17 protein-coding genes are annotated in these 19,816 nt (G+C 31.7%); 6 read left to right on the top strand and 11 right to left on the bottom strand.

Features of this window, described 5'->3' with window-relative positions; all coding sequences use genetic code 11:
* The first annotated feature begins 15 nt into the window (after positions 1 to 15).
* Complete coding sequence (locus KO494_RS13680) at positions 16 to 1,455, top strand: T9SS type A sorting domain-containing protein (protein ID WP_215968173.1); 1,440 nt, start codon at positions 16 to 18, stop codon at positions 1,453 to 1,455.
* A gap of 182 nt (positions 1,456 to 1,637) precedes the next feature.
* Here the strand turns inward: KO494_RS13680 and clpB are convergent, their stop codons facing one another.
* A complete protein-coding gene (gene clpB / locus KO494_RS13675; RefSeq protein WP_215968172.1) occupies positions 1,638 to 4,247 on the bottom strand; it encodes an ATP-dependent chaperone ClpB in 2,610 nt (869 codons plus the stop codon).
* Positions 4,248 to 4,454: 207 nt separating this feature from the next.
* On the opposite strand from clpB, the gene ytxJ reads away from it, so the two are divergent.
* Complete coding sequence (gene ytxJ / locus KO494_RS13670; RefSeq protein WP_215968171.1) at positions 4,455 to 4,847, top strand: bacillithiol system redox-active protein YtxJ; 393 nt, start codon at positions 4,455 to 4,457, stop codon at positions 4,845 to 4,847.
* Here ytxJ and KO494_RS13665 read toward each other — a convergent pair.
* From KO494_RS13665 to KO494_RS13635, 7 genes are all read right to left on the bottom strand, one after another.
* The gene (locus KO494_RS13665; RefSeq protein ID WP_215968170.1) at positions 4,844 to 6,598 is read right to left on the bottom strand and encodes a sodium:solute symporter; all 1,755 of its coding nucleotides are present in this window, start codon (positions 6,596 to 6,598) and stop codon (positions 4,844 to 4,846) included. The two genes, ytxJ and KO494_RS13665, sit on opposite strands and share 4 nt — an antisense overlap.
* Before the next feature lie 129 nt (positions 6,599 to 6,727).
* Positions 6,728 to 9,253, bottom strand: a complete 2,526-nt coding sequence (locus tag KO494_RS13660) for a PIG-L family deacetylase (RefSeq protein ID WP_215968169.1) — start codon at positions 9,251 to 9,253, stop codon at positions 6,728 to 6,730.
* 88 nt (positions 9,254 to 9,341) lie between these two features.
* Positions 9,342 to 9,887 (bottom strand): mechanosensitive ion channel domain-containing protein, encoded by a 546-nt coding sequence (locus KO494_RS13655; protein ID WP_215968168.1) that lies wholly within the window; start codon positions 9,885 to 9,887, stop codon positions 9,342 to 9,344.
* Between the two features lie 59 nt (positions 9,888 to 9,946).
* The gene (locus tag KO494_RS13650; RefSeq protein ID WP_215968167.1) at positions 9,947 to 10,534 is read right to left on the bottom strand and encodes a Maf-like protein; all 588 of its coding nucleotides are present in this window, start codon (positions 10,532 to 10,534) and stop codon (positions 9,947 to 9,949) included.
* Positions 10,534 to 11,448, bottom strand: coding sequence for a geranylgeranylglycerol-phosphate geranylgeranyltransferase (locus KO494_RS13645; protein WP_215968166.1), 915 nt, complete (start codon positions 11,446 to 11,448; stop codon positions 10,534 to 10,536). The genes KO494_RS13650 and KO494_RS13645 overlap by 1 nt, the downstream gene beginning before the upstream one ends.
* A gap of 87 nt (positions 11,449 to 11,535) precedes the next feature.
* The gene (locus KO494_RS13640; RefSeq protein WP_215968165.1) at positions 11,536 to 12,066 is read right to left on the bottom strand and encodes an HAD family hydrolase; all 531 of its coding nucleotides are present in this window, start codon (positions 12,064 to 12,066) and stop codon (positions 11,536 to 11,538) included.
* 8 nt (positions 12,067 to 12,074) lie between these two features.
* Positions 12,075 to 12,866 (bottom strand): Rossmann-like and DUF2520 domain-containing protein, encoded by a 792-nt coding sequence (locus tag KO494_RS13635; RefSeq protein WP_215968164.1) that lies wholly within the window; start codon positions 12,864 to 12,866, stop codon positions 12,075 to 12,077.
* 83 nt (positions 12,867 to 12,949) lie between these two features.
* Here KO494_RS13635 and KO494_RS13630 point away from each other — a divergent pair, with 83 nt between their 5' ends.
* From KO494_RS13630 to mscL, 3 genes are all read left to right on the top strand, one after another.
* Entirely contained in the window at positions 12,950 to 13,354 is a 405-nt protein-coding gene (locus tag KO494_RS13630) for a group III truncated hemoglobin (protein ID WP_215968163.1), read from the top strand.
* 233 nt (positions 13,355 to 13,587) lie between these two features.
* Positions 13,588 to 16,761 carry a cytochrome c biogenesis protein gene (gene ccsA / locus KO494_RS13625; RefSeq protein ID WP_215968162.1) on the top strand — a complete coding sequence of 1,058 codons (3,174 nt, stop codon included), beginning with the start codon at positions 13,588 to 13,590 and terminating at the stop codon, positions 16,759 to 16,761.
* A 15-nt stretch (positions 16,762 to 16,776) separates the two neighbouring features.
* Positions 16,777 to 17,223, top strand: coding sequence for a large conductance mechanosensitive channel protein MscL (gene mscL, locus KO494_RS13620; protein WP_215968161.1), 447 nt, complete (start codon positions 16,777 to 16,779; stop codon positions 17,221 to 17,223).
* Here the strand turns inward: mscL and KO494_RS13615 are convergent.
* From KO494_RS13615 to KO494_RS13605, 3 genes are all read right to left on the bottom strand, one after another.
* A complete protein-coding gene (locus KO494_RS13615) occupies positions 17,220 to 17,600 on the bottom strand; it encodes a hypothetical protein (RefSeq protein ID WP_215968160.1) in 381 nt (126 codons plus the stop codon). The two genes, mscL and KO494_RS13615, sit on opposite strands and share 4 nt — an antisense overlap.
* A 270-nt stretch (positions 17,601 to 17,870) precedes the next feature.
* On the bottom strand, positions 17,871 to 18,608 hold the full coding sequence (locus KO494_RS13610; RefSeq protein ID WP_215968159.1) for a LuxR C-terminal-related transcriptional regulator: 738 nt from the start codon (positions 18,606 to 18,608) through the stop codon (positions 17,871 to 17,873).
* A gap of 49 nt (positions 18,609 to 18,657) precedes the next feature.
* On the bottom strand, positions 18,658 to 19,227 hold the full coding sequence (locus tag KO494_RS13605; protein ID WP_215968158.1) for a pseudouridine synthase: 570 nt from the start codon (positions 19,225 to 19,227) through the stop codon (positions 18,658 to 18,660).
* Positions 19,228 to 19,571: 344 nt separating this feature from the next.
* Between KO494_RS13605 and KO494_RS13600 the strand changes: the two genes are divergently transcribed.
* The gene (locus KO494_RS13600) at positions 19,572 to 19,727 is read left to right on the top strand and encodes a hypothetical protein (protein WP_215968157.1); all 156 of its coding nucleotides are present in this window, start codon (positions 19,572 to 19,574) and stop codon (positions 19,725 to 19,727) included.
* Positions 19,728 to 19,816: the final 89 nt, after the last annotated feature.

The following is a 19,816-nucleotide window of genomic DNA, read 5'->3' as shown; positions in this document are numbered from 1 at the left end:
CAATATATTTAAATTATGAAAAAACTAAAAAATTATTTAATTCCGCTATGCCTAGTACTTAGCGTAACAACTTTATTTGCACAACAAGATGTAGACACAGAAAGCAGCCAAAGAGATAATGTAGTTATTGATGATTCCATTATAATTGGAAGTCAATGTGTAGGTTTAGACTGTGTAGATGGTGAAAACTTTGGGTTTGACACGATTAGGTTAAAAGAGAATAACCTAATGATTCATTTTGATGATACTTCTAATAGTGGGAGTTTTCCTAGTAATGACTGGAGGATTGCTATTAATGATAGCTCTAATGGAGGTCTTAATTATTTTGGAATAGATGATGCTACTGCGGGAACAAATCCTTTTAGAATATTAGCAGGAGCAGGAAACAATGCATTTTACTTAAATGCTTCAGGGAATTTAGGGTTAGGTACAGCAACACCTGCGTTAGAGTTACAAATTACAGATGGAGATACACCAGCCATGCGTTTAGAACAAGATAATACTATTGGATGGGGTGCGCAAACGTGGGACGTAGCCGGTAATGAAGCTAATTTCTTTATTAGAGATGTTACCAATGGTAGTTTGTTACCTTTTAGAATTCAACCAGGTGCCGCAACAAGTTCTTTGTATATTGCAAGTACTGGTTATGTAAGTTTAGGAGATACCACTCCCTCAGAAAAACTAGAAGTAAATGGTAATGCTGCAATTACAGGAAACTCTTATATTGCTGGACAAGCAGGAATTGCTACCATAACTCCAGATGCAAACGCATCTTTAGATTTAGCAGCAACAGACAAGGCTTTGTTGTTAAACCGATTAACAACTGCTGGTCGTGCAGACTTAACAACAGCAGGAGCGGTTGCAGGTATGTTGGTGTATGATACCGATGATAATAAAACCTATTATTTTAATGGTACAGAATGGGTAGATCCTTCTAGTGATAATCAAAATTTAGCTTCTGCATCTTTAGCAGATACTACCTTAACTATAGCTATTGAAAATGGAACGTCTGTAGATGTAGATTTAGCGCCAATTTTAACGCCTTTACAGGAAGCAATTACAGATTTAGAAAATGAAAATGCAGCACAACAAGCGCAAATAGATGCTTTAATGGCTAGAATGGATGCGGTTGAGGCTTGTGCTTGTGGAGGTACTTTAAGTATTCATGATAATTCGGATTCTTTAAATGAAAGTGAGAGTATTAGATTAAATCAAAATACTCCTAATCCGTTTAACGCTGTTACAACTATAGATTATTTTATACCAGTTCAATATACTTCAGCAAATATTCAAGTGGTTTCTTCTTTAGGGCAGGTAGTTTATGATATTCCTATTACTCAGTTTGGTGAAGGTTCTGTTACATTAACAAAAAACAATTTACAGTCTGCCGTTTATTTTTATACACTTTATGTAGATGGTAAAAAAATTGCCTCTAAACGTTTGGTGGTAGATTAATTGTTTCCTTTAATTAAATACAATAAAAAAACAGCGTGCATCTTAAATTTTAAGACTTACGCTGTTTTTTAACTAACTAACCAACTTAATATAAAAACGTATAAACTTTTAAGTTATTTTACGTTAACAATACTTTATGATTTATGTTATATAGAAGTGGTTCTATGTAAACATATTTCATTTTATACTTCTTCGCTAACCAGACTATTTTGGTTTCTAAAAACTAATTCACCATCAAAAGCATCTAACAGAATAATGCTATCTGTAGTTACAGTTCCTGCAAGTATTTCTTTACTTAAAGCATTTAATACTTTTTTCTGTATAACACGCTTTACAGGTCTTGCTCCATATTCTGGATTGTAACCTTTGTCTGCTAAATATTGTACAGCTTCTGGTGTTGCATCAAAAGTAATGCCTTGTTGAGCAACCATTTTAGTAATAGATTTTAGCTGTAAACCAACAATGTCTACAATGTTTTCTTTACTTAAAGGTGTAAACATAATCGTGTCGTCTATTCGGTTTAAAAACTCTGGTCTCACGTTTTGTTTTAATAAGGCTAAAACATCTACTTTAGCTGCTTCAATTGCAGAATCTATGTCTTTTGTAGCTTCAAAACGTTGTTGTATAATATCGCTTCCCATGTTTGAGGTCATGATAATTATAGCGTTTTTAAAATCTGCAACACGACCTTTGTTGTCTGTTAACCTACCTTCATCTAGTACTTGTAATAAAATATTAAAGGTATCTGGATGCGCTTTTTCAATTTCATCTAAAAGTACAACAGAGTATGGTTTTCTACGTACAGCTTCTGTAAGTTGTCCTCCTTCGTCATACCCAACATATCCAGGAGGTGCACCTACTAGTCTGCTTACCGCATGACGCTCTTGGTACTCACTCATGTCTATTCTGGTCATGGCATTTTCATCATCAAAAAGATATTCTGCTAATGCTTTAGCAAGTTCTGTTTTACCAACTCCAGTAGTACCAAGAAACAAAAAGGTTCCTATTGGTTTTTGTGGGTTTTGTAAACCAGCTCTACTACGTCTAACCGCATCACTAACAGCAACAATAGCTTCTTCTTGACCAACCACGCGTTTGTGTAACTCGTCTTCTAGTTTTAAAAGTTTTTCTCTGTCGCTTTGTAGCATTTTTGAAACAGGAATTCCTGTCCATTTAGCTACAACATCTGCAATATCCTCATAAGTAACTTCTTCTTTTATTAAAGAGCTTTCGCTTTGGTTTTCTTGCAATTCTTTTTGCAGTTTTTCTAAGCGTTCTTGTGCATCTTTAATTTTTCCGTAGCGTATTTCTGCTACTTTACCATAATCGCCATCCCGTTCTGCACGTTCTGCTTCTAGTTTAAATTCTTCAATATTAGATTTTGCAGTTTGTATGTTGTCAACAACTTCTTTTTCACTTTTCCATTTGGCAAAAATTTCATTGCGTTCTTCTTTAAGGTTTGCTAAGTCTGCACGTAAAGATTTTAGTTTTACTTCGTCTTTTTCACGTTTTATCGCTTCAATTTCAATTTCTAACTGCATGATTTTTCTGTCTAAAACATCTAATTCTTCAGGTTTAGAATTGATTTCCATACGTAATTTAGATGCAGCCTCATCCATTAAATCTATGGCTTTGTCTGGTAAAAAACGATTGGTAATATATCTTTCAGAAAGCTCTACAGCACCAATAATTGCTTCGTCTTTAATACGCACTTTATGGTGTGTTTCGTATTTTTCTTTTATTCCTCTTAAAATAGAAATGGCACTTTCTGTATCTGGTTCGTTAACCATTACCTTTTGAAAACGACGCTCTAAAGCTTTGTCTTTTTCAAAGTATTTTTGGTACTCATCTAAAGTGGTTGCACCAATAGCGCGTAATTCACCACGAGCCAATGCTGGTTTTAAAATATTGGCAGCATCCATGGCTCCTTGACCTCCTCCAGCGCCTACAAGTGTGTGAATTTCGTCTATGAATAGTACAATATCTCCATCACTTTCAGTTACTTCTTTAATAACAGCTTTTAGTCTTTCTTCAAATTCTCCTTTAAATTTAGCTCCAGCAATTAAAGCTCCCATATCTAGGGCAAAAATTTGCTTATCGACTAAGTTTTCAGGTACATCTCCATCTACAATTCTGTGTGCTAAACCTTCGGCAATTGCTGTTTTACCAGTTCCTGGTTCACCAACTAAAATGGGATTGTTTTTGGTTCTACGAGATAAAATTTGAAGAATTCTACGTATTTCTTCATCACGACCAATAACAGGATCTAATTTTCCGTCTTTGGCTAGTTGATTTAAGTTTTTAGCGTATTTATTTAAAGAGTTATAGGTTTCTTCTTGACTCTGTGAAGTTACTCGGTCTCCTTTTCTTAGTTCCTCAATAGCTGCTTGTAACCCTTTTTCGGTTACACTTTGATCTTTTAAAATCTGAGCAATTTTGCTTTTCGATTTAAAAATAGCAAGTATTAAATGTTCTAAAGAAACATAATCATCATTCATTTTTTTTGCAATGATAGATGCGTCGTTTAGCATTTTTCCTGCTTCACGTGACGCTATAATATCACCACCAGACACTTTAGGAAAACTTTCTAGTTCTTTATCTAATATTTGTTGTAAAATACTAACGTTTACATTTAATTTTTTTAAAAGAAAAGGTAAAACGTTTTCATCTACTTCAAAAATAGCTTTAAAAATATGTTCGTTTTCAATTTGTTGGTGTCCATAACTTTGCGCAATTTGTTGCGCATGTTGTATGGCTTCTTGTGATTTAATTGTATAATTGTTAAAATTCATAGGTTTGTTGTGTTTTATAGTTTCTATAAACTCTGATATTTATCTTGAATTATATAGTTTTATTTTTGTTTTCTGAATAGCTTAAGACAACAATCTTACCAATAGTAATTAGAAGACAAAATGTCTGAAACAGCCTGTAAATGAATGACTTTTAGTCAGTATGTAAGTTTTAGTTATTACATCGACTTAATTAAAAAGATACAAAAAATGAGTTTATTAAACAAAATATTTGGAGGTTCAAAAGAGCCTAAAGAAGAAAAAGTTTTGCCTTGGATACCTTTAACAGATAGTAGCCAGTTAGAAACTATAGCACAAAAATCGAATACCAAAACACAGGTGATTTTTAAACATTCTACACGTTGTGGAATTAGTAGAATGGTAATGAATCAATTTGTTGCTATGTATGATTTAACCGAAGCAGACTTAGACTTATATTACCTTGATTTATTAAATTATAGATCTGTTTCTGATGCTGTAGGAGTTGCCTTTATGGTGATGCATGAGTCTCCACAATTACTGGTTATAAAAAATGGTAATGTAGTTACTCATGCTTCACATGGTAGTATTAATGAAATAGATTTACAGGATTTTGTAAATTAAAGCATTACCACATAGCCAAAACTACATAAAGTAATAGCTAGTATAGATAATGCTAATCTGCTTTTGTTTTGCAAGTCTTTAAAAGAAATAAGCAAGGCAATAGTTATAACTAATAAGCAGCCTACAAAATTTAGCCATAAAAACGGAAGGTTTATAAATTGATATTGATTTAATAAAAATAAGCCTATTACAAGTATTTGTGTAATTAAAGCAGCTACAAATACAGCATTTGCTTTCACTGTTTTAAAGAAAAACGCAAGGAGAAAAATACCTAAAACATTACCGTAAAAGATAGAGCCAATAATATTGACTAGCTGAATTAAGTTTTCGGCTAGGTTGGCTATGCATGCTACTGCAATGGCTATAATTCCCCAGGCAAGTGTAAACCATCTAGAGGTTTTTACCATTTCTTCATCGGTTTTTTCACTAGTGTTACGTTTGTATAAATCTATAGTTGTGGTACTTGCTAAAGCATTAAGCTCACTAGATGTGCTAGACATAGCAGCACTTAAAATTACAGCCAATAATAAACCAATTAAACCTCTTGGTAAGTTGTTTAATATAAAATGAATGAATACATAATCTTTATCATTACTTTCTACTTTTATTTGTTGTGCTTCACCTGCTTTTTCAATTAAAAGTTTAGCATCACTTCTAATGGCATCATTAGCTTGATTGGCTAAATGAATTTCGTTTTTTAACTGCTCTGTTTCAGAGGTCGTGTAATTATTGATTATACTTTGCTTGCTGTTAAATATTTTTTCTTGTTCTAGTTGAAGTGTTTGGTATTCTTCCGCATATTCAGAATTTAAAACCAAGGCAGTTGCTGTAGGATTAAAATTAATAGGAGCTGGATTAAATTGATAAAACACAAAAACCATAACACCTACAAGTAAAATAAAGAATTGCATAGGTACTTTTAATAAGCCATTAAAGATTAAACCTAATTGCATTTCTTTTAAAGATTTACCAGAAAGGTAACGTTGTACTTGACTTTGATCTGTCCCAAAATAAGAAAGCATTAAAAAAGTTCCGCCAATAATACCAGACCAGAAAGTGTATCTGTTATTTAGGTTAAAAGAAAAATCAAGTACTTCCATTTTTCCGCTAGCACCAGCAATATGTAAAGCTTTTGAAAACGTAATGTCTGCAGGGAGTTTATTTATTATTAAAATAAAAGCAATAACCATTCCTGTAAAAATTACTACCATTTGGTGTTTTTGTGTCACGTTTACAGCGCGTGTACCACCAGAAACAGTATAAATAATTACCAATACACCAATAATGATATTTAGTAATAATAAGTTCCACCCTAATACAGCCGAAAGTATAATGGCTGGAGCAAATATGGTAATTCCAGCAGCTAAACCACGTTGTATTAAAAATAAAATAGCAGTTAGTGTTCTTGTTTTTAAATCGAATCTGGTTTCTAAAAACTCATAAGCCGTGTAGACTTTTAATTTGTGATATAGCGGAATAAAAACCATACAAATTACTACCATAGCTATAGGTAGGCCAAAATAGAATTGCACAAAACCCATTCCGTCATTAAATGCTTGTCCTGGAGTAGAAAGAAAAGTAATGGCACTTGCTTGTGTTGCCATTACAGACAAACCAATAGTCCACCATTTAGAGGAGTTTCCTCCTTTTAAATAATCTTGTACATTTTTACTTCCGCGTGTTTGCCATGTTCCATAAACAACAATAAGTAATAAGGTGCTAATAAGTACAATCCAATCTAATGTTTGCATAGTTTAAAGCGCTTTGGTTATAAAGTAAAAAGCAATGATATAGACTGCGTTGGCAACAAGTACTAGAGTGTACATGTTATTCCATTTATATTTTGGTTGCTTCATTGGTTTTGGTTTTTATTAGAATGTTTACTGTTTTACGGTATTTTCTGTACTTATATTGTCTTTGCCAATACTTAACATATTCGCAAATAATCTATATGCTCCAGAAACACCTGCAGGAAACTCTCTAAAGAAACTTAATCCTGTGTATATATAATACCCTTTGCCATGTTTGGCAACAAGCAAACTTCCTTTTTTAGCAGATTCTCCTTTGTCATGCATGGATAGAATAGGAGTGAATTTTTTAGACCATTTATCAGGAAAATACAAACCGCGTTCTTGCGTCCAGCCTTCAAAATCTTTTTCGGTTATTTTATTTGGAAAATTAAGTAACTCATGATTTGGTTCTAGCAAGGTTACTTTTGCATTTTCATTGGTAACTCTATCTCTAGAAAGTTGTAAGGAATAAGGAGCAAGGTTCTCTGTTTTTAGTCTTCGGTTGGTGTTGTATTGCACAATCATGTTTCCGCCATTAGCTACAAAATCGAATAAAATTTGTTGTTTAAATTTTAATTCTTCAACCGTGTTATATGCACGAATACCAACAACTACAGCATCAAATTTGCTTAAGGCTTCTGCAGTAATATCTTCTGGTTTTATGGTAAGAACATGGTAGCCTATTTGTTGTAAGCTTTCTGGAACCACATCGCCTGCGCCTTCAATATAAGCAATGTTTTGTCCTCTTTTTTGAATGTCTAAACGAACCACTTTGCTTTCGCTTGGTAATAAAACCGTTTGAAACGGAATATGGTCATAGTCTATTTCAATAAGCTCTTTGGTGTAGGTTTTTTCTCCAACGTGCACCATAGGTGTTATTAATCCTTCGTTTTGATTTTTAGGCGGAATAATAGTGAATACTAGAGTTTGTTCTTGTCCTTTATTAGCGATTGAAAATTTCTGTTTTTCAGGAAAAACACTCCAGTCTTTTGGGTGTGCTAGTTGTACAAAACCTTCTAAGTTATCTCTTCCTGCTTTAACTATTACAGGAATTTCCTTTTGTTTATCGTTTTCAAAAATGATGACTTTTTCTGCAATTATACCAGATGCTTCAGGTATAATCTCAAAAGGTTTATATACTTCTCCTTTTACAGGATCATTGGTTTTGTAGACTATAGGTTTTGTATATTGAATAGGTATGTTGTTTATGTTTAAATTAAAGGTAACGTTAAAATAACGAGGTGTTTCTGGCTTACCAATTAAACTTTTGTCGTCTACTTGATACATACCAAGTGTACCTTTTTTTGTTAACCAATACGGAGTTGTTGGTTCTTGCTTAGCCGTTACTGTAAAAGTTTTTTTAAGTTCTGTTTTTACGTTTTTAGCTAATACTTTTTCTTCTGTAATAGCAGCTTCATTATTAATTTGTAAAGCTTTTAATTGTATGTTTTCTGCAGCTCTGTTAATAAGCTCAATATTTAAATGAACAGATTCATTTGCTGTCGCGTGATTGCTTTCTGCTACAGCTTCTAAATATAAACCTGCGCAATTATAGATGAGGTTTTTAATTTCTTCAGATTTAATTTTTCTCCAATGGAGGTCTTCTAATTTTTCAATACGTTGATATGCTTTCAATAGTTCAGGAATAGAAGCCGCAGGATTGGTAAAATCAAAGTCTTTTTCTACTTGGTATAAAATAGCTCCTATTTCTTTTCCGCCAACAACACGATTCCATGAAGTATCAATGCCTTCAAAAATATTCGTTTTGTCTGTAGGCATTTCTCCTTTTATCAATTCAATATATTCCATTTGGCTGCCACGAGTTCCTGTGTTACCAAAGCCTTGTGATTTGTGTTGGCTTCTGCTTAAGGAAGCAATTTCTGTATTACTCAATCCGTTAGAGGTATAATACTCGCCAATATCAAAACGTAGATGTTTGCTTTTGTCTGCTTTTTCAAATTTTTCCTGACTGCCATAAAACCACCAAGAAGCGTTAAAAAACGCACGTTTAGGCTGCCAAAGGCTAGTGGTTTTTAATTGGTTAGGATATGCTGTTTTGTTATTAGCAAGATCAAAAGCTTCTAAGCTTAACATAGCCGAACTGGTGTGGTGACCATGTGTAGTACCAGGACTTCTGTGGTCAAATCGATTGATGATTACGTCTGGTTTAAATTGTCTTATTGCTAAAACAACATCGCTTAATACTTCTTCTTTGTTCCATATAGCTAATGTTTCGTCAGGATGTTTCGAGTAGCCAAAATCATTAGCTCTGGTAAAGCGTTGTTCACCACCATCTATATTTCTTGCAGTAAGTAGTTCTTGTGTTCTTATCACACCAAGTAATTCTCTAATTTCTGGGCCAATTAGGTTTTGTCCTCCATCACCACGTGTAAGCGAAAGGTAGGCTGTACGTGCTTTTACCTTATTTGACATATAAGAAATTAGTCTGGTGTTTTCGTCATCTGGATGCGCAGCAACATATAATACAGAGCCTAGAAAGTTTAGTTTTTTTAAAGACTCAAAAATTTGAGATGCATTTGGCTTTTTTGGTTGCTGGGCTTGTAGGTTAGAAAAGGTGAAAAATAGAGTAAAAATAAAGGGTAGCAGCTTTCGCATAGTTTTGGATTGTTTAATAACCAAATATAAAAAAGAAAGTAGCCCTAGAGTTACTTTTAATTTTTATTTAACGAAATTTTAAAGGGTTTTAAACCAAGTCTGAGCCATGCTCAAAGTCTTCAATAGCATCTTTTTTTACAAGGGTAACTGCTTTTTGTAAAATAAGGTTGTTTGGGTAGGTTACTAAATCGCCATTGTTTTGCCTAAGGTGCAGTTGAAAAGCTCTAATGTCTTCAATTATGGCTTCAATAGGGAAGTCTTTATCGTGAATTTGTATTTTGTCTCCTACTTTATAAGGAAAAGAGAAAAACATGATGACTCCAGAAGTAATGTTGCTTAGTATAGACCAAATGGCAAAAAGAGCAATACCTATAACAGCAAAAACAGAAGAGAAAACTAGTGCAAGGTCTTTAAATTGTGCCCCAAAAATAAAAGCTAAAACCAAACTTAATATTAAGAATAAGGTAAACGATGAATATCTAATTATTAATTGAATTCTAGCATCGTTTATTCCAGATTTTCTTCCAATTTTTCTAATAGATACCTTTTGTAGTAACCATATAATAAAAAAGATAGTAATTACTATTAAGGAGTTAATAAATGCTTCATGATGTGTTTGTAGTAAATCTTTCATATTCTTTGATAAAAAGCAAAGATAAATGAGAAAAAGTTATTAAAAACAAAAAGAAGGAGTTAGTTCACTATTTCTAATAGTGTATCATATACTAAATGTACAGGTAAGCCTACAACATTGTAGTATGAGCCCTCAATTTTAGTTATAGCTATAAGTCCAATCCATTCTTGAATACCATATGCACCAGCTTTATCGTAAGGTTTAAAGGTGTCTAGGTAATAATTAATTTCTTCTTCAGTTAAGGCTTTAAAAGTTACTTTGGTTACTGCGCTAACTGTTTTTTCTGAAGTTTTTGTAGTAAAGCAAACCGAAGTTATAACTTCATGTGTTGTATTGCTTAGCGTTTGTAGTATTTGAAAAGCTTCGTTTTTATCTTTTGGTTTTCCTAATGCTTTTTCATTATGCCAAACAATAGTATCACTAGTTACTAAAATATCGTTGTCTTTTAAATGTGTTTTAAAAGGAAGTGATTTAAGCTGTGCTAAATAATCGGTAATTTCAAAATGACGTAAACGTTCTGGGTATTCTTCAACTACAGGTTTTAGCTGTATTTGAAAATCTAGGTTTAAATCTTTAAAAAACTGTTGTCTTCTTGGTGATGCAGAAGCTAAAATAAGATTGTGATTTTTTAGTTTTTCTTTCAGCATTATTTTAAAATTAAAGGATAAAGAGACATGGAAAGCATGCCAAATAGCATCACAAGTTTTAATAGAAAACTAATATGTGTGTAGTTTTTCTTTGTTTCTGCCGTAAATATTTTTATGCTAGTATAAATAAGTGGCGCTACAATTCCTATTAAAAAATAAGCAACAGCAACTTCTTGTTTATATAAATATGTAGTGATATAATAAACAACTGCTATAATTGGTAGTATAGAAATAATAAAAATAATATTTTTAGTTCTACTTCTGCCAATAGCAATGGGTAAGGTGTTTATTTGTGCTTTGTAGTCTCCTTCTATGTCTTCCATGTCTTTTATCATTTCGCGAACAAGGTTTATTATAAAAGCAAAACAGGCGTAGTCTACAACAATTTTAAAAAAGGTTAATTGCGTTTCTTTGTTTGTAGTGCTTATAGCAGGAAGAAGGTCAAATATACCAACAATAATCAGGCTTAACGCTACTAAACAAGATATTATAACATTGCCTATAAAGGGCAATTGTTTTAAATAGGAGGCGTAAATATATAGTAATGCCGAAATGATAACAAATAAGGTGAAAAACGGACTTTTACCTACAGCGTGAGATAAATAAAAACCCAGTGAAACACCTATTATATTAAAAATAAAAAAAAGCGTATATGCCTTTTTTTCAGAAATAGATGTACCTACAATTACGCGGTCAGGTTTGTTTACTGTATCTGTTTCTACATCATAAATATCATTTATAATATTTCCTGCAGCAGCCAAACATAGTGTGGCTAAAATTAAGATAGCAATACCATAACCGTTTAGTGTTAATGAAATACCAAAAGGTTCAAACAGTGCGTATTTAATTAACACTTGAACTAGTGCAATTAGTAAAAGATTTTTCCAACGAATTAGGTTTAGAATACTTTGCATTATTTTAAGTAAAAATTAAAAAAGAATAATTAAAAACGGATAATGATGGCTGTAATGTTTCATTTGAAATAGACAGAATATTACAGTCTAATCATACTTAGCGTCAAAGCTACCATTCCATTTTCCTTGTACTTTAAGTACTTGTTCTATAACATCACGAGCAGCACCTTTACCACCATTTTTATGCGATACATATTTAGAAATTCCTTTAATTTCTGGAACAGCATCCTGCGGACAGCAAGGTAAGCCAACCAGTTTCATAACCGGAAAATCAGGAATGTCATCTCCCATATATAGAGCGTTTTCAAGTTTTAAATCCTGCTTTTCAAGGTATTCGTTAAGTTGGTCTATTTTGTTGTGTGCACCAAGGTAAATGTCTGTAAGACCTAATCCTTCTAGGCGTTTTCTAACGCCTTCATTGCTTCCGCCAGAAATAATGCAAACGTGATATCCTTTGTCTATTGCTGTTTTTAAAGCATAACCATCTTTAATGCTCATGGTTCTTAGCATTTCGCCAGAAGTGGTAACGGTTACTGTTCCGTCTGTAAGTACGCCATCTACATCAAAAATAAATGTAGTGATTTGGTTTAAATATTCTTTATAGCTTTTTTCTTCCATGATAATTGTTATTTGTTGGGCTTTGTTTTTGAGCTAACATAAGGACTATGTGTTTTTTGTATAGATTGAGTTAGCAATTCATAAACTTCTTTGTGATGCACATCTGTTAAAGCGCTTAGATGTTTTTTTATGGTTTTCTTATCGTTTCTTTTGGCAGGACCAGTTTGTGCAAGAAAAGGAGAAAGATCATCTAGCTTTCTGGCAGTTTCTTGAATTAAAGGTTTTAAAATGTCAAATTCGGCACCTTGAGATTCTGTTATTTCATGAGCAATTCTGTAAATTTGATTGGTAAAATTATTAACAAAAACTGCAGCTAGATGTAGTGCTGCTCGCTGGTCACTATTTACTTTATGCGGTTGGCTGCCAATTGCTTTTGCTAATTTTTTTAAAATAGGAAAGTCCTCTTTTACTTTGTGAGCCTCAATACATAAAGGTACCTTAGAAAAATCTACAGAAGCACCTTTGCTAAACGTTTGTAAAGGGTAAAATACGCCGCGTTTGTGTTTTTTGTCTATGGCATACAAGCTTACACTTCCAGAAGTATGTACCACAAGTCTGTTGGTAAACGGAAGTTTTTGAGATAAATCTGCAATAGCGTCATCGCTTACAGCTAAAATATAAATATCTGCTTCTACTAAATCTTCTAAGTTATCTGTAATTGCAACCTTGTTTTTGTACTTTGTAATAGTTTTTAAACTTCTATTATACCATTGTTTTACAGTAACTTCTTCAGTATTTGTAAATGCTTTAAATAGGTGTGTGGCTACATTTCCTGCACCAAGTAATACTACATGAATCATTTTGCTAAAATAATAAGAATAATCAATTACTAATTAAGAATTTTTAATTCCTTTATTCAAAATAAAGACTTAATTTCGAATACATGAATAAATCGGATATAAATACTAGAGAAGATGTTTTTTTGTTAGTTACTACTTTTTATAAAAAAGTGCGAGCAAACGAAACTCTTGGTCCTTTTTTTAATGAAACCATTACCGATTGGAATGCACATTTAGAGCACTTAACAACGTTTTGGGAAACAAGCTTGTTTATGACAAGAAAATTAGAAAAAAAATATAAAGGAAATCCGTTAGAAGCACATATTAAAGTAGATAAAAAGTTTAACCATACTATAGATAATTTACACTTTGGTATATGGTTAAATTTATGGTATCAAACTTTAGATGAATTATTTGTGGGCGAAATTACAGAAAATGCCAAACGAAGAGCCAGAAAAATGGGCACCTTTATGTACTTGAACATATTTCAAGCACGTCAAAAAAGTTAATAACCTAAAAAGTAGTTTGTAATAAAAGGTTTTATAACTGTTTTTTTTTCTTACAAATTACATTTCCTGTTAATTGTTTTTTTTGAAGCACTTATGTTATACTATTTTTGGTAATCTGTTCTGCTTGATGAGGCAGGTTTCTCTATAAATTCATTAAACTCTTTTCGTATTTTAACAGTTATTAACAAACAAAAATCCTTAAATTTGCACGAGCTAAAAATAAGCTTGTTATTATGCTAAAGAAACTCTCCAATATTCTGTTTTCAACCAGACTAACCGCATTACTTTTTGTTTTATTTGCAACAGCGATGGCTGTTGGTACTTTTATGGATGCAGGTATGGATACCTCACCAACACCATATAGTAGAAATTTAATTTATAACACCTGGTGGTTTGAAGGAATCATGCTGTTTTTTGTTATTAATTTTGCAGGAAATATTTTTAGATTCCGATTATATAAAAAAGAAAAATGGGCAACATTAATTTTACACTTAGCTTTCCTTTTTATATTTATAGGAGCATTTATTACACGTTATGTAAGTTATGAAGGTATGATGCCAATTCGCGAAGGTGCTACCGAAAATCAATTCTTATCACAAAAAACTTATATAACGACTTATATTGATGGAGATTATGAAATTAATGGTGTGCCACAACGTTTACCTGTAGAGCGTGAGGTAGATTTTTCTCCTCGATTAGAAAATAGTTTTGAAGTACATACCAATTATAATAACCAGCCTGTTAGTCTTGAATTAGAAAAATTTATTGGTGGAGCAGAAGAAGATATTATTCCTAATGAAAATGGAGAAGAATACCTGAAAATTGTTGAAGCAGGAAGTGATGGGCCACACAATCATTTTTTAAAATCAGGAGAAGTACAAAGCATTCATAATGTTTTAATAGCATTAAATAAGCCAACCAAAGGAGCTATAAATATTACACAAGATGGTGATCAATTAAATATTCATTCTCCATTTGATGGAGAATACCTAACCATGGCAACCATGGCATCAGGAAAGTTAGTAAAAGATAGCTTGCAGCCATTAATTTTACGTTCGCGTTATGTTATTGGTAATATGCAAATGGTTTTTCCTAAGCCAGTCATTAAGGGAGAATTTGATATTGTGAAAAAGTCAGAAATGTTTAAAGGAGATGAAGATGGTATCGTTTTAAAGGTAACTGCAAATGGAGAAACGAAAAGAGTAGGTTTGCTTGGTGGACCCTACAAAAACAATGCCTTTAAACAAGTTAAAATTGGTGGTTTAGACTTTGCTTTTCGTTATGGAGCAAAAGTATTAGAGCTTCCTTTTAATATTAAACTTAACGATTTTATTGCAGAACGATATCCTGGTACCGAAAGAAGCTATTCTTCCTACGCAAGTGAAGTAACTGTTTTTGATGAAGAAGAAGGAGATTTTGATTACCGAATTTATATGAATAATATTTTAAATCATAGAGGTTATAAGTTTTTTCAATCTAATTTTGATCCAGATGAAAAAGGTACCATACTTTCTGTAAATCATGATTTTTGGGGAACATGGATTACTTATTTTGGGTATTTCATGCTTTTCTTTGGTATGATTGCAATTATGTTAGCAAAAGGAACAAGATTTTCAGATTTACGAAGACATTTAGAAAAAATTAAAGCAAAGAAATCTAAAATGCTTTCTTTAATTTTAGTGTGTTTAACGATGCAAACTTTTGCACAAGAAGAACAACACCAACAACCAACACCAGCGCAAATAGATTCTATTTTAATAGCTAATGCTACGCCAAAAGAACATGCCGATAAATTTGGTAGATTGGTAATTCAAGATTTAAGTGGTCGTATGATGCCAATGAATACCTATGCATCAGAACTTGTTAGAAAAATACACCATAAAGAAACCTACGCAGGATTAACTCCTAATCAAATATTACTGTCTATTAGTGAAAGCCCGTTGCTTTGGTATAATGTGCCAATCATATACCTAAAGCCAATGCAAACAGATTCGCTTAAAACTATTTTGGGTATTCCTAAAGACAAAAAATATGCAACTATAGTAGATTTCTTTGATGAAAACTTGAGCTATAAGCTAAATCCATATTTAGAAGATGCCTATAAAACCAAATCGCCAAATGGGTACCAAAAAGAACTAAAACTTGCAGATCAACGTGCAACTATATTATCAAATGCTATTGAAGGATTAACCCTTAAAATATTTCCTATACCAGAAGATGATAATAACAAATGGATTTCTCCTTTTGAATATAGAAAAGAAGGCTACAAAGAAAAAATTACAGATTCGCTTTACGGAAACTTTATTAACTCAGGGTTTTCAGCATATTTATTTACTTTAAATAAAGCGAAGCAAACAGGCGATTTTTCAGAAGCCGAAAAACTACTAGAATCTTTTAATAAAACACAGCATAAATATGGAGGAGATATTATGCTTAGTGAAAACAAAATAAGCGCAGAGATTAATTATAACAAATACAATATTTTTAAAAATCTGTATAGATATTACCTCTTAGCTGGTTTTTTAATGTTTGTGTTTTTAATTACACAAATATTAAACAGTAATAAAAAAGGGATTGATATTGCTGTAAAAATTAGTAAATGGCTAATTATAGCTTTATTTATTGCACATACCATAGGTTTAATTACGCGTTGGTATATTTCTGGCCATGCACCATGGAGTGATACTTATGAAACCATGTTGTATGTAGCTTGGTCTGCAATGTTGTTTGGTTTATACTTTGGTAGAAAAAGTGATTTAACTATAGCGTCTACTGCATTTGTAGCATCTATTATTTTATTCTTTGCACATCAAAACTGGTTAGATCCAGCAATAGCTAATTTGCAACCTGTTTTAAATAGTTATTGGTTAATGATTCATGTATCTATTATTGTTGCTAGTTATGGACCTTTTGTTTTAGGAATGATCTTAGGAATAGTTTCGCTAATACTAATGATTGCAACTACAGATAAGAATAAAGATAAAATGTTATTAAACATAAAAGAGTTAACCATTATTAATGAAATGGCTTTAACCGTAGGTTTAATTATGCTTACTATTGGAAACTTTCTTGGAGGTATGTGGGCCAATGAAAGCTGGGGAAGATATTGGGGTTGGGACCCTAAAGAAACTTGGGCTTTAATTAGTATAATGGTATATGCGTTTGTAATACATATGCGTTTGGTTCCTGGATTACGTGGTAGATTTGGTTTTAACTTAATGTCTATAATTGCTTTTGCAAGTATTATGATGACTTATTTTGGAGTGAATTTCTATCTCGCAGGTTTACACTCTTATGCTAGCGGAGATCAGGTAATGAGTGTTAAAATTATTGGTATCTCTTGTGCCTTTGTAACTATATTAGCATTCTTTGCTTATAGAAAATATGCTAAGTTTTATAAGAAGTAAATTATATTTTTAAAGATGAAATTTTTAAAAGAGTTTAAAGAGTTTGCCGTTAAAGGGAATATGATGGATATGGCAATAGGTATCATTATTGGTGCATCTTTTAATAAAGTAATAGATGTATTGGTAAAAAAAATAATGATGCCTCCTTTGTCTTTAATGACAGATGGTTTAAACTTTCAAGATAAAAAGCTGGTACTTCGTGATGCTATTACTAATAATGAAGGTGTAATAACAACTAAAGAAGTGGTGTTAGAATATGGTTCTTTTTTTGAAGCTTCACTTGATTTTTTAATAGTAGGAATAACCGTGTTTTTGGTGGTAAAAGCAATGAATCGTTTACGTAAAAAATCACATGACGAAAAAGACGTAACTGTAGCTACTCCAAAAGATATTGAGCTGTTAGTAAAGCTTACCGATTTAATGGAGGAACAAAACGCATTGTTAAAAAGTACTAAAAATTAAGAAAGTTTAATAGGGTCTTTGTCTAAATTAAGATCATCAAGCATATCTTGTGTAAACTTGTAGTGACCACGACGCGTAATCACTTTAAATCTATGGTCTTTCATTCTTGTTAAAACATCTAAAAAACGCCATTTAGATTTTAAAAGTGTAGGTTCTTCACTTTTTAAGCCAATTTCAAAATAGTGTTTTCTCCCTGCTTTTTCAGCTACTATATCTGGAGTGATTGACGTTTCTGCTCCTTTTCCTTTTTTTAAGTAAGATTTTGGTATTTCATATCCTTCTAAATTTGCTTTAATATTAGCAAAACCTTTGTTTTCTAAATAAGAAATACTTTCTTTTAAAAATTCTAAATTATTTTGTTTATCTGCTGCTGTCATAGCAAGTAAGATATTGAAAATAATGTAGTTAAACAAGTTTTTTTTGAGATAAAATAATTAGAGCAGAAAATAACTATATGACATAAAAAAAACTGCCATAGTATAAATACTAATGACAGTTTATTATTTTACTTGATTAATAGCTACATATATAACATTTTCCCTAATATAACATAATTAAACTCTAAAAAAATAGAAGTTAAACTATTAGCAAGTGAAGCAAAAATACATGTAAATATTTTAAAATAAAATACCCTATTGTGAGTATATTTAAATAACACTAAAAGCTTTAGCATACATAAACCAATCATAAAACGAGTTTAGATGTAGTTTTTTTATAATATGTTTTCGGTGAGTAGCAACTGTTGTGCTTGAAATAAAAAGAACGCTTGCTGTTTCTTTATTAGATTTGCCAAGAACAATTTGTTTAAAAACATCAAGTTCTCGTTGGGTTAGACTGTTAAATTTTTCTTTATTAATTTTAGCAAATAGTAATTCTTCTTTTAAATTTTCAATGGCGCCTTTTGTAAGTTGTAAATCGCTAAAAGCAATATCTAAAGAAATAAAAGGGTTGTTTGTAGACTCCTTCATTAAGTTACCATTTGTTTTATTCTTTAAATCTGATAAAAGATATTTCTCTGCCTCTTCCTCAAATAAAAAATATTTAGGCGTAATTCCTTCACGTGGATGTTTTTCAATAGAGTCTGTTACCGACATGTGGGATATTACATCTTTAGATACGGTAAAGGCTATATTTACTAATCCGTAAGGTATTTGTTTTTGTGAAATATTGGTGTCAATCCAACTGTAAAGTTCTTTGGGAACGGTATAATCAAAGTTTTCATGATTCCATAATAAACATTTGGGTTGTACTATTTCAAATATTTTTTGAAATTCTAACATTTCACGTTTAAAAATGGTGGCATTAAGTTTCTCTCCTGTCCATTTTTGGGCAAGAATAGGATCTCGTTTGTGTATGGTTAAATATTTAGATGTGTACAGATTCATAATAGCTTATAATAGTAAAAGTACTAAATTTCCTACCTTTTATCGGCTTTTAATTAAAAAAACTATCTACTTTCTTTGTGTTTCCTGTTTTTAGGCTTAATAAAACGCTTCCTATTCGCACGCGAACTAGTCTTAAAGTAGGAAAACCTACAGCTGCAGTCATTTTTCTAACTTGCCTAAACTTTCCTTCAGTTAAGGTTATAGAAACCCAGGAAGTTGGTCCGTGACGTGCATCGCGAACTTTTCGGTTTTCAAAAGGAAAAACACTTACATTTTCTATGTTTTTAGCTGAACAAGATTTAGTTACATATTTTGTTCCGTTAACACTAATTTCTACACCTTTTTGTAGCTTATTTATAGCTTCAGTTGTAATTAATCCATCTACTTGAGCATAATATTCTTTCTCTACTTTGGCGCTGCGTATGGTTTCGCTAACTTTTCCGTCTGTGGTTAAAAACAATAATCCCTCAGAGTTTTCATCTAACCTACCAATGGCCATTGTGCCTTCCGGAAAATCAAATAATTCACCTAATAATCGTTTGTTTTTACGTTTATTTTGGTTGTTTATTAACTGGCTTAAATAGCCATAAGGTTTATGTAATATAAAATGTTGCTGCATACATGCAAAATATAAATAATTAGAGAGCAAACTAGTGTACTCTCTAATTATTTTAGCTATTAATAGTATGCTTATGTATTTGATTTAAGCATATAAAAATGTAAATTTTGTATTTCAATTTTAAAAAAGCTCCAAATTAAAATCAAATATAAAAAAATATTCGCAATTCCCTGCATGTAAAATGTTGTAAAACAGTCCGTTGCGCGTTTTTGTGTTTACAGGTAGTATGCTGTTCTTTTTTTAGATTACTTTTGTATAGTGACTAAAACTTTTATGCAATATGGTTTTAATTTAAATTATAACCTATATTTTAAAGTAAGCATTTAACATTATTTACATTATTTATGCCAAAGCCTAAGGGACAAAAAAACACAAAAAACAAAGCAAAACACTCTAAGCTAATAGCAAGAAAAGTGAACAAACAAAAAGCAGAAAAAGCCTTGCGTAAAGAGCGTTTAAAAGAAATTATACAGCGTGCTAAAAATGCAGGAGCAGATTAATGTTACGTTACAGTAATTTTTATGTGATGTGTACTATATCTTTAGTTCTACACTATTATTTTTTCATAACTTTATAGCATTAAAATATA

The organism is Lacinutrix sp. C3R15 (genome assembly GCF_018860825.1).
Lineage (GTDB): Bacteria > Bacteroidota > Bacteroidia > Flavobacteriales > Flavobacteriaceae > Oceanihabitans.
This window is presented reverse-complemented; position numbering and strand designations above follow the sequence as displayed.

What these genes read in the sequence shown, in the direction of transcription:
- KO494_RS13665 (WP_215968170.1), bottom strand. Translation starts at nt 6,598, where the DNA reads ATGCAAACATTAGATTGGATTGTACTTATTAGCACCTTATTACTTATT.
- KO494_RS13680 (WP_215968173.1), top strand. Translation starts at nt 16, where the DNA reads ATGAAAAAACTAAAAAATTATTTAATTCCGCTATGCCTAGTACTTAGC.
- KO494_RS13605 (WP_215968158.1), bottom strand. Translation starts at nt 19,227, where the DNA reads ATGCAGCAACATTTTATATTACATAAACCTTATGGCTATTTAAGCCAG.
- KO494_RS13600 (WP_215968157.1), top strand. Translation starts at nt 19,572, where the DNA reads ATGCCAAAGCCTAAGGGACAAAAAAACACAAAAAACAAAGCAAAACAC.
- KO494_RS13650 (WP_215968167.1), bottom strand. Translation starts at nt 10,534, where the DNA reads ATGCTGAAAGAAAAACTAAAAAATCACAATCTTATTTTAGCTTCTGCA.
- ccsA (WP_215968162.1), top strand. Translation starts at nt 13,588, where the DNA reads ATGCTAAAGAAACTCTCCAATATTCTGTTTTCAACCAGACTAACCGCA.
- ytxJ (WP_215968171.1), top strand. Translation starts at nt 4,455, where the DNA reads ATGAGTTTATTAAACAAAATATTTGGAGGTTCAAAAGAGCCTAAAGAA.
- KO494_RS13645 (WP_215968166.1), bottom strand. Translation starts at nt 11,448, where the DNA reads ATGCAAAGTATTCTAAACCTAATTCGTTGGAAAAATCTTTTACTAATT.
- KO494_RS13640 (WP_215968165.1), bottom strand. Translation starts at nt 12,066, where the DNA reads ATGGAAGAAAAAAGCTATAAAGAATATTTAAACCAAATCACTACATTT.
- KO494_RS13660 (WP_215968169.1), bottom strand. Translation starts at nt 9,253, where the DNA reads ATGCGAAAGCTGCTACCCTTTATTTTTACTCTATTTTTCACCTTTTCT.
- KO494_RS13610 (WP_215968159.1), bottom strand. Translation starts at nt 18,608, where the DNA reads ATGAATCTGTACACATCTAAATATTTAACCATACACAAACGAGATCCT.
- KO494_RS13630 (WP_215968163.1), top strand. Translation starts at nt 12,950, where the DNA reads ATGAATAAATCGGATATAAATACTAGAGAAGATGTTTTTTTGTTAGTT.
- KO494_RS13655 (WP_215968168.1), bottom strand. Translation starts at nt 9,887, where the DNA reads ATGAAAGATTTACTACAAACACATCATGAAGCATTTATTAACTCCTTA.
- mscL (WP_215968161.1), top strand. Translation starts at nt 16,777, where the DNA reads ATGAAATTTTTAAAAGAGTTTAAAGAGTTTGCCGTTAAAGGGAATATG.
- clpB (WP_215968172.1), bottom strand. Translation starts at nt 4,247, where the DNA reads ATGAATTTTAACAATTATACAATTAAATCACAAGAAGCCATACAACAT.
- KO494_RS13615 (WP_215968160.1), bottom strand. Translation starts at nt 17,600, where the DNA reads ATGACAGCAGCAGATAAACAAAATAATTTAGAATTTTTAAAAGAAAGT.
- KO494_RS13635 (WP_215968164.1), bottom strand. Translation starts at nt 12,866, where the DNA reads ATGATTCATGTAGTATTACTTGGTGCAGGAAATGTAGCCACACACCTA.